Source organism: Diaphorobacter sp. J5-51, from assembly GCF_001023515.1.
Classification (GTDB): Bacteria; Pseudomonadota; Gammaproteobacteria; order Burkholderiales; family Burkholderiaceae_C; genus Diaphorobacter; species Diaphorobacter nitroreducens.
Window position 1 is genome coordinate 202,751 of the sequence record NZ_JSYI01000032.1, and the last position, 15,285, is coordinate 218,035.

At 68.3% G+C, this 15,285-nt stretch carries 16 protein-coding genes; 7 read left to right on the forward strand and 9 right to left on the reverse strand.

Features of this window, described 5'->3' with window-relative positions; all coding sequences use genetic code 11:
* Positions 1 to 3: 3 nt before the first annotated feature.
* Positions 4 to 2,166, reverse strand: a complete 2,163-nt coding sequence (locus OX89_RS05280; protein ID WP_234305508.1) for a TonB-dependent receptor domain-containing protein — start codon at positions 2,164 to 2,166, stop codon at positions 4 to 6.
* A gap of 75 nt (positions 2,167 to 2,241) precedes the next feature.
* On the opposite strand from OX89_RS05280, the gene OX89_RS05285 reads away from it, so the two are divergent.
* The 4 genes from OX89_RS05285 (at position 2,242) to OX89_RS05300 (ending at position 5,451) form a co-directional block, all read left to right on the forward strand.
* Positions 2,242 to 2,982 (forward strand): Crp/Fnr family transcriptional regulator, encoded by a 741-nt coding sequence (locus OX89_RS05285; protein ID WP_047349837.1) that lies wholly within the window; start codon positions 2,242 to 2,244, stop codon positions 2,980 to 2,982.
* A 78-nt stretch (positions 2,983 to 3,060) separates the two neighbouring features.
* Positions 3,061 to 3,453 carry a DUF2946 family protein gene (locus OX89_RS05290; protein ID WP_047349838.1) on the forward strand — a complete coding sequence of 131 codons (393 nt, stop codon included), beginning with the start codon at positions 3,061 to 3,063 and terminating at the stop codon, positions 3,451 to 3,453.
* A gap of 93 nt (positions 3,454 to 3,546) precedes the next feature.
* Positions 3,547 to 4,035 carry a copper chaperone PCu(A)C gene (locus OX89_RS05295; protein ID WP_047349839.1) on the forward strand — a complete coding sequence of 163 codons (489 nt, stop codon included), beginning with the start codon at positions 3,547 to 3,549 and terminating at the stop codon, positions 4,033 to 4,035.
* Positions 4,036 to 4,215: 180 nt separating this feature from the next.
* Positions 4,216 to 5,451: a multidrug effflux MFS transporter gene (locus OX89_RS05300; RefSeq protein WP_047349840.1), complete on the forward strand. Its 1,236-nt coding sequence runs from the start codon at positions 4,216 to 4,218 to the stop codon at positions 5,449 to 5,451.
* Between the two features lie 286 nt (positions 5,452 to 5,737).
* On the opposite strand, the gene OX89_RS05305 is transcribed toward OX89_RS05300, so the two are convergent.
* Positions 5,738 to 7,615 (reverse strand): DEAD/DEAH box helicase, encoded by a 1,878-nt coding sequence (locus tag OX89_RS05305; protein WP_047349841.1) that lies wholly within the window; start codon positions 7,613 to 7,615, stop codon positions 5,738 to 5,740.
* A 282-nt stretch (positions 7,616 to 7,897) separates the two neighbouring features.
* A complete protein-coding gene (gene orn, locus OX89_RS05310; RefSeq protein WP_047349842.1) occupies positions 7,898 to 8,476 on the reverse strand; it encodes an oligoribonuclease in 579 nt (192 codons plus the stop codon).
* Between the two features lie 38 nt (positions 8,477 to 8,514).
* Between orn and OX89_RS05315 the strand changes: the two genes are divergently transcribed.
* From OX89_RS05315 to rsgA, 3 genes are read left to right on the forward strand one after another with little or no spacing between them, the layout of a single operon-like run.
* On the forward strand, positions 8,515 to 9,828 hold the full coding sequence (locus OX89_RS05315; protein ID WP_011806465.1) for a M48 family metallopeptidase: 1,314 nt from the start codon (positions 8,515 to 8,517) through the stop codon (positions 9,826 to 9,828).
* Positions 9,825 to 10,163 (forward strand): 4a-hydroxytetrahydrobiopterin dehydratase, encoded by a 339-nt coding sequence (locus tag OX89_RS05320; protein WP_047349843.1) that lies wholly within the window; start codon positions 9,825 to 9,827, stop codon positions 10,161 to 10,163. Before OX89_RS05315 ends, OX89_RS05320 begins: the two co-directional genes overlap by 4 nt.
* Positions 10,164 to 10,167: 4 nt before the next feature.
* Positions 10,168 to 11,136, forward strand: coding sequence for a ribosome small subunit-dependent GTPase A (rsgA, locus tag OX89_RS05325; RefSeq protein ID WP_041838880.1), 969 nt, complete (start codon positions 10,168 to 10,170; stop codon positions 11,134 to 11,136).
* Positions 11,137 to 11,201: 65 nt separating this feature from the next.
* On the opposite strand, the gene OX89_RS05330 is transcribed toward rsgA, so the two are convergent.
* The 6 genes from OX89_RS05330 to rpsP form a co-directional block, all read right to left on the reverse strand.
* Entirely contained in the window at positions 11,202 to 12,188 is a 987-nt protein-coding gene (locus OX89_RS05330) for a CobD/CbiB family protein (protein ID WP_047349844.1), read from the reverse strand.
* A gap of 77 nt (positions 12,189 to 12,265) precedes the next feature.
* Positions 12,266 to 12,991, reverse strand: a complete 726-nt coding sequence (locus OX89_RS05335) for a CoA pyrophosphatase (RefSeq protein WP_369799245.1) — start codon at positions 12,989 to 12,991, stop codon at positions 12,266 to 12,268.
* A 77-nt stretch (positions 12,992 to 13,068) separates the two neighbouring features.
* Entirely contained in the window at positions 13,069 to 13,452 is a 384-nt protein-coding gene (gene rplS / locus OX89_RS05340) for a 50S ribosomal protein L19 (protein WP_011806470.1), read from the reverse strand.
* A gap of 113 nt (positions 13,453 to 13,565) precedes the next feature.
* Entirely contained in the window at positions 13,566 to 14,333 is a 768-nt protein-coding gene (gene trmD / locus OX89_RS05345) for a tRNA (guanosine(37)-N1)-methyltransferase TrmD (RefSeq protein ID WP_011806471.1), read from the reverse strand.
* 18 nt (positions 14,334 to 14,351) lie between these two features.
* Positions 14,352 to 14,924, reverse strand: coding sequence for a ribosome maturation factor RimM (rimM, locus tag OX89_RS05350; RefSeq protein WP_047349845.1), 573 nt, complete (start codon positions 14,922 to 14,924; stop codon positions 14,352 to 14,354).
* Between the two features lie 89 nt (positions 14,925 to 15,013).
* Positions 15,014 to 15,265 (reverse strand): 30S ribosomal protein S16, encoded by a 252-nt coding sequence (gene rpsP, locus OX89_RS05355; protein ID WP_011806473.1) that lies wholly within the window; start codon positions 15,263 to 15,265, stop codon positions 15,014 to 15,016.
* Between the last annotated feature and the right edge of the window lie 20 nt (positions 15,266 to 15,285).

Consider the following 15,285-nt stretch of genomic DNA (forward strand, 5'->3'; position numbering starts at 1 on the left):
CCCTCAGAACTGGTAGCTCACGCCCGCCGCCACGTTGCGGCCCAGGCCCGGCAGGTAGCCCGGCTGCGCGGCCGTGGCCTGGTTGCGAATGGCATAGCTGCTGGCGTAGCGCCGGTCGGTGAGGTTGTCGGCCTGCAGGTAGCCCGTCCAGGGGCCGCTCTTCCATTCCAGCTTGAAGCCCAGCAGCGCGTAGGCGTCCTGCTCGCTGCCGGCGGTGTTGGCGTGGTCGGTGGGCGTGTCGGTGGGCATCCAGCGCAGGCTGGGACCCATGCGCCAGACACCCGCACCCGTGGCGACGCGCCACAGCACCTCGGCATTGATCAGGTGGCGCGGCACGCCGGCGATGCGGTTGCCGGCGTAGATGCCGTCTTTAAAGCGGAAGTCGCTGTACGTCCAGGAGCCACGCCAGTCGAGTGCGCCCATGCCCAGCGGCCAACTGCCCGACAGCCCTGCCTCCACGCCCTGGTGGCGCGTGCCGCCGGCGTAGTTGTAGGTGCCCACCTTGATGCCGTTGGCATCGGTGGTGCTCATGAGTTCGCCGGCCACCTGGCTGCGGTACACGGCAGCCGTCCAGTGCAGGGCACGGGCACCCTCGCCCCAGCGGCCTTGCCCGCCGACCTCGAAGGTGGTGGCGCGCTGCAGGTCCAGCCGCACCAGCTCGCTGCTGGCCGCCGCGGGGGCGTTGGGCGCTACGGTGGCGGAGACGATCTCCCAGAACGTGGGTGCCTCCTGGCTGCGGCTCAAGTTGGCCCACCAGCGCACGGCCGGCGTGGGCGTCCAGTTCACCCCCACCTTGGGCGTGGAAAAGCTCCACTGCTGCTGCAGCGTGCGGCCGTCCAGGCGGTTGGCGGCGTCGCGCTCCTGGTGGCTCCAGCCCCACTGACCGACCAGCGTCCATGCCGGCGCCAGGCGCCAGTCGGCCGCCAGCAGCGCCTGCAGGTTGTCGGCCGTGAGGTCATAGGCGCCAAAGCGCTGCAGCGCTGCCCCGTTCACGGGGCTGGTGGCATCCAGATCGCGGTCCATGCGGCTGCGCGACCAGCCCAGCGCCGCGCGCCAGGCCAGGGGACCGGCCGTCTGCCCGCCGGCCTGCCACTGCGCACCTGCCGTGCGGCTGCGGGTGTTGGTGTAGCTGGTCTGGTTGTTGAACAGGTCGTCCGTGTCCTGCCAGTAGATGCCCAGCTCCTGGCGCAGCGCATCGTCACCCCAGCGCGAGCGGTTGGCCAGGCGCAGCTGCGTGGCTTCTCGGCGCGGGTCGCGGCGGTAGACGTTGAGCAACTGGTCCTGCGGCGTGGCGCCGTCGCCCATCACACCGCGCGGCTGGGTGCGCACGCGGTCCTTGGGCACGACGGTGGGGATGTCGAAGTCCAGATCGGTCCACGACAGGTAGGTGCGGTTCTCGAACCCGCCGGCGGCCTGGAACCCCACGTTGGCATGCAGCGCATCGCGCTGCGACGCCGAATGGTGGCGGTAGCCGTCGTAGCGGTCGCCGCTCACGCTGATGCGCCCATCCCACTGCACGCCCTGCAGGCCGACCGCGCCCTGCAGCGCCTGGCGGCCAAAGCTGCCCACCTCGGTGCGCACGCGGCCCCGCTCGTCGGCGCCCGTGAGCGACTGGAAGTCCAGCTCTCCCCCGAGCGTGGTCGCGCCCGGCGTGAGCGTGTTGGCGCCGCGTCGCACGCTGACCAACGCGGCATTGCGCGGCTCCACCAGGCCGATGATGAAGGAGCCATCGGCGTCGTTCAGCGGCAGTCCGTCCTTCAGCAGCAGCACGCCGCGGTTCAGCGGGTTGCTCTGGATGCCCGACCCGCGTATGGACAGGCGCGGCTGGTCCGTGGCACCAAAGAAGTCCTGGATCACGATGCCCGGCTGGTAGTCCAGGGCGTCGCGCAGCGTGGCCAGGCGCGTCTCCTGCTGCGGAGTGGCCAGGTTGGTCCCGCCGGGAACGCGGTCCAGGCGCTGCTGCTCCGCCGCCACGGAGGGGCGCAGCGGCGCGGCCGCTTCGGCATCGCCCTCGGCACGCACGGTCACCGTGGGCAGTTGCGCCGGGGCCTGCGCGGCAGGCTCGGCCGCTACTGCCAGCGGGCACAGCAGCGCCAGGGCGGGGGCCGTCGTGCGGGTCCATGCACGAAGACTGGAGCGAAAGGAAAGAAGGTGGTGCGGCGGCATGAAAGTGAGAGAACTTGAAATAAATGCGATTCATTCGTATTCTCAAAGCATGCCACCACATAACCGGAATATGAAATGACTTTTATCAACACGGCCCCGGGCGGCGCGGCGGACGCGCAACAGAGCGGCTTCAGAGAGGCGAGCAGCCTGTTGGGCGCGAACGCACTGCTGCAGGGCTTGCCGGCGCCGGCATTGCAGGATCTGGCCCAGCATGCCCTCGCGCGCACGCACTCTGATGGGGAAACGCTGTTCCACGAAGGCGAAGCCGCCTGCCACTGCCTGCTGGTCGCGCAGGGTGCCGTGGAAGTGCTGCGCTATGACGCCACGGGCGAGGAGCGCATGCTGCACTGTTTCACCCCCGGGCAGTGGGTGGCCGAGGCGGCCATGTTCATGCCGCACGGGCTCTATCCGATGACGGCGCGCGCGCAAGGCGCCACGCGGGTCTGGCGCATTCCCCGGCAGGCGTTGCGCACGGCGTGCGAGCGCCACCCGTCGCTGGCGCTGCGGCTGCTGGAATCGCTGAGCCTGCGCCTGTACCACTGCGTGAACGAGGTGGACTGGCTCACCAGCAGCAATGCGCAGCAGCGCCTGGCCGCCTACCTGGTGGCGCGGTGCAGCGAGGGCGGCGAGCCGGTCGAGCTGCCCACCAGCCAGCGGCACCTGGCGGCACGCCTGGGCATCCGCGCCGAGACGCTGAACCGCCTGCTTGCCCAGTGGCAGGCCAAAGGCTGGATCCGCGGCGAGCGGCGCACCTGGCGCCTGTGCGATGCACACCAGCTGCGTCAACTCGCCGCGCCCGGCACGCGCACGTTCTGACGCTCTGGCCGCGGGACCGCAAACTTGGGTGGCTGGCGGCTGGCCGGCGCGCCCTCACCCACCGATAATGCGCCCAGCATGCACATCCTGCGCAACGCCCATCACCTGGCACGCCTGTTGTTGGCGTGCTTTGCCGTGTCGCTGGGCGTGGCGACGGCAGCGCCCTTCGTGCAGGCAGGCCATTTAGAGCGCGTCTGCACCGCCTCGGGCGAGGAGCGCTGGGTTGCCGCCGGCGGCAACAGCGCGGTGGGCACCAACGATGCCTCTCACCCAACGCATGCGCTGGACTGCGCCCTGTGCCTGCCGCCCCTGCTGCCCGCTCTGGATGCACCCCCGTGGCGCGGCCTGCAGCAGCTCCCGCATGTTCCATCTGCGGATGTGGTGCGCCAGACCCATGTACCGGCGCTCAGCCGCGCGCCTTTCCCTCCGCGCGCCCCGCCTGCGGCGCCACTCGCCCTCGCACCGTTTTGAAAACGGCGGGCACGGGCCACCGCGCACCCGCACTCTTCTCGCATACCACGGCAGCGCTGACCGCCTGCCCCATCGTTTATTCAAGGATTTTTCATGTTCCCCCAATCGCTCGTCTCCCGCATCGCCATCGCCGCCACCCTGCTCGTGGCCGGCGCAGCCCACGCCCAGGTCACCGTGCAGGACGCCTGGGTGCGCGCCACGGTGCCGCAGCAGAAGGCCACCGGCGCCTTCATGCGCCTGACGGCCGCGCAGGATGCCCGCCTGGTCAGCGCCAGCAGCCCGGTGGCCGGCGTCACCGAAGTCCATGAAATGAAGCTCGTGGACAACGTGATGAAGATGCGCCCGCTGCCCGCGCTGGACCTGCCAGCCGGCCAGGCCGTGGAACTCAAGCCCGGCGGCTACCACATCATGCTGCTGGACCTGAAGCAGCCCGTCGCCCAAGGCTCGACCGTGCCCCTGACGCTGGTTTTCGAAGCCAAGGATGGCCAACGCACGACACAGGAGTTGCAGGCGCCCGTGCGCGCCGTCAGCGCCACGGCCGCGCCGGCCATGGGCCATGGCAAGCCGCACGGCGGCCATTGAGGCTCATCCGGTACGGCTGAAGGCTTTTTAGACCTCTAGCGCTTGCACAGCAAGCGCTGACAGCTATCAATAGCATAGCTTCCACACGCACCCATCGCGGGCGCGGACGAGGGGGTTGGCCGATAATGCGGCGCTTTGCACGGCGCCTGCGTTGCGCGCCCTCCCCCGATTTCCCACACCATGCACTCTGACGCGAAACACCTGTGGCGCGCGCCGCGCTGGGCACTGGCCATCCTGCTGGCTCTGCTGGGCATGGTGGGGCCGTTCGCCATCGACACGTACCTGCCCGCCTTCCCCGCCATCGCGGGCGCGCTGCAGGCCACACCGGTGCAGATGCAGCAGACGCTGTCGGCCTACCTGTTCGCGTTCGCCTTCATGACGTTGTTCCATGGCTCCCTGTCCGACAGCTTCGGGCGTCGGCCCGTGGTGCTGTGCGGCCTGGCCGTTTTCACGCTCGCTTCCCTGGGCTGCGCGCTGTCGCAGAGCATCGGACAGTTGGTAGCGTTCCGTGCGCTGCAGGGCCTGTCGGCCGGCGCGGGCATCGTGGTGTCGCGCGCCGTGATCCGCGACATGTTCCCGCCCACGCAGGCGCAGCGCGTCATGGCGCAGGTGACGATTTTCTTCGGCGTGGCGCCGGCCATCGCGCCCATCGTGGGCGGCTGGCTGTCGGTGCACCTAGGCTGGCACAGCGTGTTCTGGTTTTTGACGGGCGTGGGCGTGCTGCTGTGGGTGGCCAACTGGCGCCTGCTGCCCGAGTCGCTGCCCGTGCACAAGCGCCAGCCGATCCACATGGGCCACCTGCTGCGCGGCTACTGGGAATTGGGCACCAGCCCACGCTTCATCCTGCTGGCGCTGGCCAGCGGCGTGCCGTTCAACGGCATGTTCCTCTACGTGCTGTCGGCCCCGGCCTTCCTGGGCGAGCTGCTGGGCCTAGGGCCCACGGAGTTCTTCTGGTTCTTCGTGATCAACATCGCCGGCATCATGGGCGGCGCCTGGGCCAGCGGCCGGCTGGCCGGTCGCATCCCGCCCAAGCGCCAGATCCGCCACGGCTTCGTGATCATGCTGGCGATGGCGCTGCTCAACCTGGGCGCCAACCTGGCGCTGGCGCCGCATGTGTCGTGGGCGCTGTGGCCCATCGGCATTTTCTCGTTCGGCTGGGCCCTGATGGTGCCCGTGGTCACGCTGCTGGTGCTGGACCTGTACCCGCAGCGCCGGGGCATGGCCTCGTCGCTGCAGGCGTTCGTGGGCGCCACGGCCAACGGCCTGGTGGCGGGCGTAGTGGCGCCGCTGGTCATGCATTCGGCCCTGGCGCTGGCGGCGGCCTCACTGCTGCTGATGCTGGTGGGGCTGGTGTCCTGGATCTACCTGCACCACCGCTGGCCGGACATCGGCCGCCACACCATGCACGTGGGCTGAGAGCGGCGCGCGGCCCCGTGTGCCGCGGCGACCGGCGCCCCTGGCGCCGCAGTCGTGCAGCTTCTGCGTCTACCTCCCCGGCCCCGGACCGGTGCACGGCCACGTCCAGCAACTCACCCCTCAAGCCGCAATAGCCTGCCTTCCGAGAGGTCCACGGCCCCGGCCCGGACGAACGGGTTGTTGATCTCCTGCGCGGCCCCGGTGCGTTTCGCGGGGAGTTGGCGCGCAATAAAAAAGCCAGCCCTGGACGAGAGGGCTGGCTTGTCATGGGGTCCGCGCTGCCGGCTTAGCGGTCGTTGCGCGCCGGGCGCTTGCCGGCACCGTGGGGTACGAACGGCTTGCCCGCGCCCTGCGGCTTGGCAAACGCGGGCTTGCGGCCAAAGTCTGCGCGGGGTGCTGCAGCGTCACCGCGGCCACCACCATGGCGGCCGGCGTCACCAAACCGGGAGGCTTCGCCAAACCCGCTCTTGCGGCCATAGCCTTCACCGTCGCGGCGGCCGCCGAAGCTGTTGCCACGATCGCCACCGCGCGGTGCGCCATAGCCCTCGCCAGAGCGGGGGGCTGCGCCGCGCGGGCCGCGGTCGGCAAAGCCGCCACGGTCATTGAAGCCGCCACGGTCGCCGAAGCTGCCACGTGGGTCACGGTCGCCATAGCCACCACGATCACCAAAGCCGCGCTCGCTGCCGCCGCGGCCAAAGCGCTGCTCGCGCGGGCCACGGTGGCCATCACGCCCGCCACGACCGCCGAAGTCTGCGCGGCCGCCTTGCGGGAAGCGCTGGGTAGGCTCCAGGCCCGCGACCACCTCGGCCTTGAACTGCTGGCGGCTGTAGCCCTCGATGTCGAAGATCTTGCGGCGGTCGCGGAACTCGGCAAAGGTCACGGCCAAACCGTCGCGGCCGGCGCGGCCCGTACGGCCGATGCGGTGCGTGTAGTCCTCGGCCTTCATGGGCAGGCCGAAGTTGAAGACGTGGGTGATGGTCGGCACGTCGATGCCGCGTGCGGCCACGTCGGTCGCCACCAGGATCTGCACCTGGCCATTGCGCAGCGCCATCAGGCGGCGGTTGCGCAGGCCCTGGCTCAGGGCGCCGTGCAAAGCCACGGCACTGAAACCTTCCTGCTGCAGGTCATTGGCCAGACCATCGCATTCCACCTGGGTGCTGGCGAACACGATGGCCTGGTCGATGGAAGCATCGCGCAGCCAGTGGTCCAGCAGCTTGCGCTTGTGCTGCGCGTTGTCGGCCCAGTACAGCATCTGCTTGATGTTGGCGTGCTTTTCCTGCGGCGTGTCGATCTGGATCTTCTTCACCGACGCGCCGTTGTCGTGCATCACCCGCATGGCGAGTTGCTGGATGCGCGGCGCGAAGGTGGCGCTGAACATCATGGTCTGCTTGCGCTGGGCGGTGAGCTGGTTGATCTCGGCCAGGTCGTCGGAGAAGCCCAGGTCCAGCATGCGGTCGGCCTCGTCGACCACCAGGAACTGCACCTGGTCCAGCTTGATCTGCTGCGAACGCTGCAGGTCCAGCAGACGGCCCGGCGTCGCCACCACCAGGTTGGCATTCTGCAGCTTGGCGATCTGCAACTGGTAGGGCATGCCACCCACCACGTTGGCGATGCGCAGGCCCTTGCAGTGCTTGACCAGATCGATGGCATCGTGCGCCACCTGTTGCGCCAGTTCGCGCGTGGGGCACAGCACCAGCGCACCGGGCGTCGCCGCCTTGAAGTTGCGCGCCTGCGTGGGGTTCTTACGCTTGGGGCGCTTCGGGGGGGCCTCGCCACGCGCGGCCGCCTCGGCGGCGGCGCGCTCGAAAGCGGCGCGCTCGGCGACTTCGGCCTCGGCCTGTTGGCGGATCAGCGTGTGCAGCACGGGCAGCAGGAAGGCCGCAGTCTTGCCGCTGCCAGTCTGGCTGGAGACCATCAGATCGATGAAGCTCGCGTCATCGCCCGAGCCCATGGCCAAGGGAATCGCGCGAGTCTGCACCTGCGTGGGCTCGGTGTAGCCGAGGTCGGCCACAGCCTGCACCAGTTCGGGCGCAAGGCCCAGTTCGATGAAGCCGGCGAGCAGAGCGGGCGCGGTGGTGGTAGGAGAAACAGGCGCCTCAATCGAAGCGGCCATAGGGGATTGGGCAGGCGCGATCTCGCCCTGCACGTGCATGGTGTCTGTCATGTCGTATGTATGAAGCGCGCGGGTGCAACCCGCGGCGGCTTCGTCAGTGGTTCATCAAAACATCAACCATCCAACGAAACCTGCACCAGCAGTGAGAGCTGGGCGGGTGGGTCATTGACGCAGGCACTGGAACGCTGGAAACCGTTCAAGGCCCGCAACCCATTGTGAGAAGGGAGATGCGCAAGGGCTGCGCGATGCGGCCAAACCTTCAGTCGGGTTTGGGAGTCGTTTTCACGCAAGTCTGCAATTGTCGCACGATTCGGGTTTTCCCGCAAACGGGGATCAAACGGCCAGCAGATGCGTGCGGTAGTGCAGTAGTTCATCGATGGACTCGTGCACATCGGCCAGGGCCGTGTGGCGCTGCGCCTTCTTGAACGAGCTGTAGGCCTCGGGCTTCCAGCGCTTGGCCAGCTCCTTCAGCGTGCTCACGTCCACATTGCGGTAGTGGAAGAACGCCTCCAGCTTGGGCATGTACTTCACCAGGAAGCGCCGGTCCTGCCCAATGCTGTTGCCGCACATCGGCACCACGCCCTTGGGTACATAGCGCGACAGGAAGGCGAGCAGCTCGCGCTCGGCATCGGCCTCGGTGACCGTGGAGGCCCGCACCTTGTCGATGAGGCCGCTGCGGCCATGCGTGCCCTTGTTCCAGGCGTCCATGCCGTCCAGCACCGCGTCCGCCTGGTGAATGGCGAAGACCGGCCCTTCGACGCGCAGCGTGAGGTCGGCACTGGTGACGACCACGGCGATCTCCAGCAGGCGTTCGGTTTCGGGGTTGAGGCCGCTCATTTCACAGTCCAGCCAGACGAGGTTCTGGTCGGATTTGGCAAGCGCGGGAGCAGTAGGGTTGGCAGTGTCAGACATGCCGGGAATTGTCGCCGATGGCCTAAACTCGCGCGCAGATGCAGCCTCCTTCCGCCTCCCTCCTCTCGCCATCTCACCTGACCACACTGGTGTTCGCCGGACTGCTGCTCGCAGGCCTTGCCTTGCGCCTGTGGCTGGCCACACGCCAGATCCGCCACGTGGCGCAGCACCGCGGCGCCGTGCCCACAGCCTTCGCCCACCGCATTCCGCTCGCCGCGCACCAAAAGGCGGCCGACTACACCATTGCCAAGGCGCGCTTCGGCCTGCTGGAAATGGCGCTGGCTACCGCCGTGGTGCTGGGCTGGACGCTGCTGGGTGGGCTGGATGCGCTGAACCAGGCGCTGCTGTCCTGGCTGGGCGGTGGCATGCTGCAGCAGTTGGCGCTGCTGGCCTGCTTCGTGCTCATCGGGGGTGCCATCGACCTGCCCGTCGCGCTGTACCAGACCTTCGTGATCGAACAGCGCTTCGGCTTCAACCAGATGACCCCGCGCCTGTGGCTGGCCGACCTGCTCAAGTCCACGCTGCTGGGCGCGGTGATCGGCCTGCCGATCGCGGCGCTGATCCTGTGGCTCATGGGCGCCGCCGGACCGCTGTGGTGGCTGTGGGCCTGGGGCACGTGGATGGGCTTCAATCTGCTGCTGATGGTGGTCTTCCCGCTGTTCATCGCGCCGCTGTTCAACAAGTTCCAGCCACTGGAGGACGAATCGCTCAAGGCGCGCGTCACCGCGCTGATGCAGCGCTGCGGCTTCGCAGCCAAGGGCCTGTTCGTGATGGACGGCAGCCGCCGCAGCGCGCACGCCAACGCCTATTTCACCGGCGTGGGCAAGGCCAAGCGCGTGGTGTTCTACGACACGCTGCTCAAACAGCTGTCGCCCGGCGAAGTGGAAGCCGTGCTCGCGCACGAACTGGGCCACTTCAAGCACAAGCACATCACGCGGCGCCTGGTCGGCATGTTCGCCATCAGCCTGGCGGGCTTTGCGTTGCTGGGCTGGCTGTCCACGCGCACGTGGTTCTACACGGGCCTGGGCGTGCAACCCAACCTGATGCTGCCGGGCGTGCCCGGCGCCGCGCCCAACGACGCGCTGGCGCTGCTGCTGTTCCTGCTTGCAGCGCCCGTGTTCACGCTGTTCGTCACGCCCGTACTGGCGCAGCTCTCGCGGCGCCATGAGTTTCAGGCCGATGCCTACGCCGCGGCCCAGAGCAGCGGCGGCGACCTGGCGTCCGCCCTGCTCAAGCTCTACGAAGACAACGCCTCCACGCTCACGCCCGATCCGGTGTTTGCGAAGTTCTACTACTCCCACCCTCCCGCCACGGAGCGCCTGGCGCGTCTGCCCGTGGCCTTGCAGCCATGAATTCGATGTTCCCCAAGAAAGACTGGTCCACACAAACCAGGCGCGCGCTGAAAGCTCCTGAAATAGTAGCAAAACTGGTCGATCTGCCGGGCTGGCAACTGTCCGGCGACGGCGCCGATGTCGCCATCGAGAAGACCTACCGCTTCGCCAATTACCACGAGACCATGGCCTTCGTGAATGCCGTGGCCTTCATTGCCCATGCGCAGGACCACCACCCCGATCTATCGGTGCACTACGGCCGCTGCGTGGTGCGCCTGAATACGCATGATGTGGCCGGCATTTCGGCGACCGACATCGATTGCGCGACGCGCATCGATGCACTGCTCGCACCCTGAGCCCATGGCCCAAGCCCCTGCGCGCCTTGAAGGCCTGGTGGTCGCCAGCCACGGCCGCCATTGCGTGGTGGAGAGCGCGGGCGGCGAGCGCCGCATCTGCCATCCGCGCGGCAAGAAGAGCCAGGCCGTGGTGGGCGACCGCGTGCTGTGGCAGCCCGCCGCGCCCGGCCAGGGCCGCGGCCATGGCGACGAGGGCACCATCGAAAAGGTGCTGGAACGGCGCAACCTGCTGTACCGCCAGGACGAGGTGCGCACCAAGTCGTTCGCCGCCAATTTGGACCAGGTGCTGATCCTGATCGCGGCCGAGCCTGTGTTCTCCGAAAGCCAACTCGCGCGCGCCCTCATCGCCGCGGAAGCGGCGCGCATCACGCCGTTGATCGCGCTCAACAAGAGCGACCTGGTCGAGCCGTTCGCGCGCGCCTGGGAGCGCCTGTGGCCCTACCGCCACATGGGGGGCGAGCAGGACACGCAGCACCACTACCGCGTGCTGCCGCTGTCGCTCAGCGAATCGGGGGCGGTGGACCGCGACATGCTGATGCACCTGCTGGCCGGCAAGACCACGCTGGTGCTGGGCCCCTCGGGCGCCGGCAAGAGCACGCTGGTCAACCTGCTGGTGCCCGGCGCCTCGGCACAGACGGGCGAGATCTCGCAGGCCCTCAATTCGGGCCGCCACACCACCACCACCACCACGCTGTACTGGATCGACCCGCAGCGCACTACGGCGCTCATCGATTCGCCCGGCTTTCAGGAATTTGGATTGCGCCACCTCGCGCCCACCGATCTGGCGCGCTACATGCCCGACATCGCAGCCCATGCCGAGGGTTGTCGCTTCTACAACTGCACCCACCTGCACGAGCCCGGGTGCGCGGTGCAGGCCCAGGTGCGCGACGAACAAGACGCGCAGGCCATCAGCCCCCAGCGCTACCGCATCTACGGCGAGTTGTTCGCGGAGTTGAGCGAGAGCCCCTACTGAGTTTGAAGCAAAAAGTGGCTTTTGCGCTTATCCAGCAAGCGCTGACAGCTATTAAATAAGGAGCATCACCCCAGCAACCGTGCGAAGGTGAGCAAGGCCAGCAGCAGCATCCACACCACGACCGAGCGCCACACCAGCCCCACCACGCTGCGCAGGTGGCCTACTTCGGGCTCGCGGCCAGGAGTACTGTCGCTGTCGCCAATGTCGGCGTCCACCTCGAAGCCCGGCTGCACCTGCGCACCTGCGCGGCTGCGCAGCGCCTCGCCGCCCAGGCGCACATTGATGGCCCCGGCGGTTGCCGCCAGCACCACGCCATCGTTGTCGTTGGGGAAGCGCTGTGCGTGGAAGCGCCAGCCCTCGATGGCCTCCTCGAAGCTGCCCACCACGGCAAAAGACAACGCCGTCAGCCGTGCGGGAAGCCAGTCGATCACCGTCCATGCCTGGGCCGCGGCCTGCTGCAGCGACTCGCTGGGCGGCTGCGTCGCCTCGCGCGCACGCGCGCCCCAGTAGCGCGACACGAACTCCGCCAGGCGGTAGAGCACCGCCCCGGTCGGGCCCAACCCCAGCGCCGCAAGGATGGAGAACCACGCCAGCACGCCAAACACATGACGGTGCGCCGCAATCACCGAGTACTCGATCACGTGGCGCACGATCTCGCTGCGTGGCAGCTCGCTCACCTCCACCTGCTTCCACTGCGCCAGACGCGCCCGCGCATCGGCCGCGTCGCCCTCCTCCAGCGCGTCGCGCATCCCCGTGAAATGGTGGCTGAACTGGCGAAAACCCAGCGTCACGTAGAGCACGGCCACGTTCCAGACCAGGGCGAACGGCCACCCCAGCCAGTGCAGCAGCGCCAGGTGCACCGCCAACACCACCAGCGGTGGCACCAGCACGGCCAGTCCCCAGGCCACCCAGCCGTGGTGCGACTGCCCCGCATCGAAGTTGCGGTTCACCGACACCGCCCAGGCACGCAGTCCTGCATGGATGGGGTTGCTGCGCGCGAGCGGTCTCGCCTGCTCGATCAGCAATGCGAACAGGATGGCAAAGAAACTCATGCAGCAATCATACTGGCGCTTGTTACAAGGCCCAACACCACGGGCGACAGCGCGGCAGCCTCGCTGCGGCGCCCCCTTCAGGCCATCATGAAACGGTAGAAGTTGCGCAGCATGCCAGCCGTGGCACCCCAGATGTAGCGCGTCGTCGCGCCGTCCTGGTAGGGCATGGCGAACCATTCGCGCTGCGCGCCTTGCCACTGCAGCCGGTGACGCTCGTGGTGCGCGGGGTTGAGCAGGAAGTCCAGCGGCACCTCGAACACGTCGGCCACCTCGTACGGGTTAGGCTGGAGCGCGAAGCCCGGCCGCACCAGCGCGACCACTGGCGTGACGAGGAACGAGGTGCCCGTCACATACATCGACAGGTTGCCCAGCACCTCGACCCAGTGCGGCTCCAGGCCTACCTCCTCCTGCGCCTCGCGCAGCGCGGTGGCGGCGGCATCGCGGTCTTCGGGATCGGTGCGCCCCCCCGGAAAGGCCACCTGGCCGGAATGCGTGGACAGGTGCGCCGTGCGCTCGGTGAGCAATACCGTGGGCCGATCGCGCAGCACGATGGGCACGAGGACGGCGGCGTGCGCGGGCTCGCGTTCCGCGAACTTCTTCTCGCGCTGCACCTCAGGGGTCCAGGGCGGCGGCGCGGCAAAGCGCAGGCGCAGTGCCTCCGGCGTCTGTGCATGCGGGGGCACGGCGGGTAAATGGTCGTCCACCCCTACGAGCGGCACGGTGCGCGGATCGAAGTGAGGCAGCGAGGACAGCGAAGGCAGGGCCGCCGCAGAGGACGCGCCGACAGGACGATGAGAACTCACGGGGGTTCAAAAAGAAAAAACCGCTACAGGCTTTCGCACTGTAGCGGTTTCGAGTCGCGCGGGAAGCGCAGCCGTATTTATGCGGCCACTGCAGCTGCCTTGACGCGCGAAGGCAGCTTTTCCTTGATACGCGCCGACTTGCCGCTGCGCTCGCGCAGGTAGTACAGCTTGGCGCGGCGCACGTCGCCGCGGCGCTTCACTTCGATGCTGGCGATCAGCGGGCTGTAGGTCTGGAACGTGCGCTCCACGCCTTCGCCGCTGGAGATCTTGCGCACGGTGAAGCCGCTGTTCAGGCCACGGTTGCGCTTGGCGATCACGACGCCTTCGTAGGCTTGCACGCGCTTGCGGGTGCCTTCCACCACGTTCACGTTCACGATGACGGTATCGCCAGGCGCGAACGAGGGAATGGTCTTGTTCAAGCGGGCGATTTCTTCCTGCTCGAGGATCTGGATCAGGTTCATGGTTGGTTTCCGACGATCATGTCCGCGCCAGGATTGGCAGGGCGCCCCTATTGGCGCCTTTGTGGCTATGGTTCAGGCCCACAGCGGCCGGCCAGAGGATCGAGAACAGGCGATTATAGCAAGCTTGCGTTTTGCGCCAAGAGGGCCTCGTCCGCGCGCGTGAGCTGCCCGCGCTCGCGCGCGGCCTGCAGCAGGTCCGGGCGGTGGCGCGCGGTGATGAGCAGGCGCTGATCGCGCCGCCAGCGCTCGATTTGCGCATGGTGGCCAGACAGCAGCGGCGCGGGCACGGCGCGGCCGGCCCATTCCTCGGGGCGCGTGTAGTGCGGACAGTCCAGCAGCCCGTCCAGCGCGGGGTTGAAGCTGTCGAGCTGGTGGCTGCCCTCGTCGTGCAACACGCCCGGCTGCAGGCGCGCCACGGCGTCCAGCAGCGCCATGGCCGCGATCTCGCCGCCCGAAAGCACGAAGTCGCCCAGGCTGATCTGCGCATCCACATAGGCGTCGATGAAACGCTGGTCCACGCCCTCGTAGCGTCCGCACAGCAAGATGGCACCCGCGCCAGCGGACCAGTCCTGCACCGCGGCATGGTCCAGCCGGCGGCCAATGGGGGAGAACAGCACCAGGGGCGCCCGCGCCTGCTCGGCCTCGGCGCGATCGGCGCGGATGGCGGCCAGGCAGCGCGCCAGCGGCTCGGCCAGCATGACCATGCCGGGGCCGCCGCCAAAGGGCCGGTCATCCACGCGGCGGTAGTTGCCCTCCGCATGGTCGCGCGGGTTCCACAGCCGCACCTCTACCTGGCCCGACGCGTAGGCGCGCCGCGTCACGCCGCTGGCAAGAAACGGCTCGAACAGCTCGGGAAACAGGGTGATGACATCGAAACGCATGGCACGCGGACAACCGCCTCAATAGTCGGGTTGCCAGTCCACGGTGATGCAGCGCCCCGCCAGGTCCACTTTGTCCACATAGGCCGACACAAAGGGAATCATGCGCTCGTGCGGCTTGCCTTCGTGCTCGTAGGCTAGCACCAGCGTGGTCTGCGGCCCCGTGGGCAGCAGGTCGCGCACGGTGCCCAGCGCCACGCCCTCGCGGTTGACCACAGGCAGGCCGATCAGGTCCACCCAGTAGTACTCGTCATCGCCCGCCACCGGGAAGTTGGCGCGGGGCACGAAGATGCGCGCGCCGCGCAGCGCCTCTGCTGCGTCACGGTCGTCCACACCCTGCGCCCAGGCGACCACGGAGTCCGAATGCGTGCGCGCCTGCCGGATGGGCAGCAGCACGGTGCCGGTGAAAAAACTCTTGGCGCCCTTTTCCGCCGGCTGCAACAGCCAGGACTTGGCGGCGAGCAGGGCCTCGGGGTTGCTGCTGTAGGGCAGGACCTTGAACCACCCTTTCACGCCCCAGGCATCGGTGATGCGGCCCACCTCCACGGCGTCGGAGGGCAGTTCGGCGGTTTCCAGGACAGGCAGCTGGGGCATGGCGGCGGGATGCGAGGGTGAGGCAAAGAAAAAAGGCGGGGTCCGTCAGTTGCACCAACGGAGCCCGCCCTTTTCGGGAGTGCGAACGATCAGGCGGCCTTCTGGGCGGCTTGCTTGATCAGACGGTCCACGGTGGGAGAGGGTTGTGCGCCCACGCCCTTCCAGTACGTCAGGCGGTCCTGGGCGATGCGCAGGCCTTCTTCGCCTTCCTTGGCGGAAGGGTTGTAGAAGCCCAGCCGCTCGATGAAGCGGCCGTCGCGGCGCACGCGCTTGTCGGCAACGACGATGTTGAAGAACGGACGGCCCTTGGAGCCGCCGCGGGAGAGTCGAATCACGACCATAATGAATCCTTCGGGTGGTT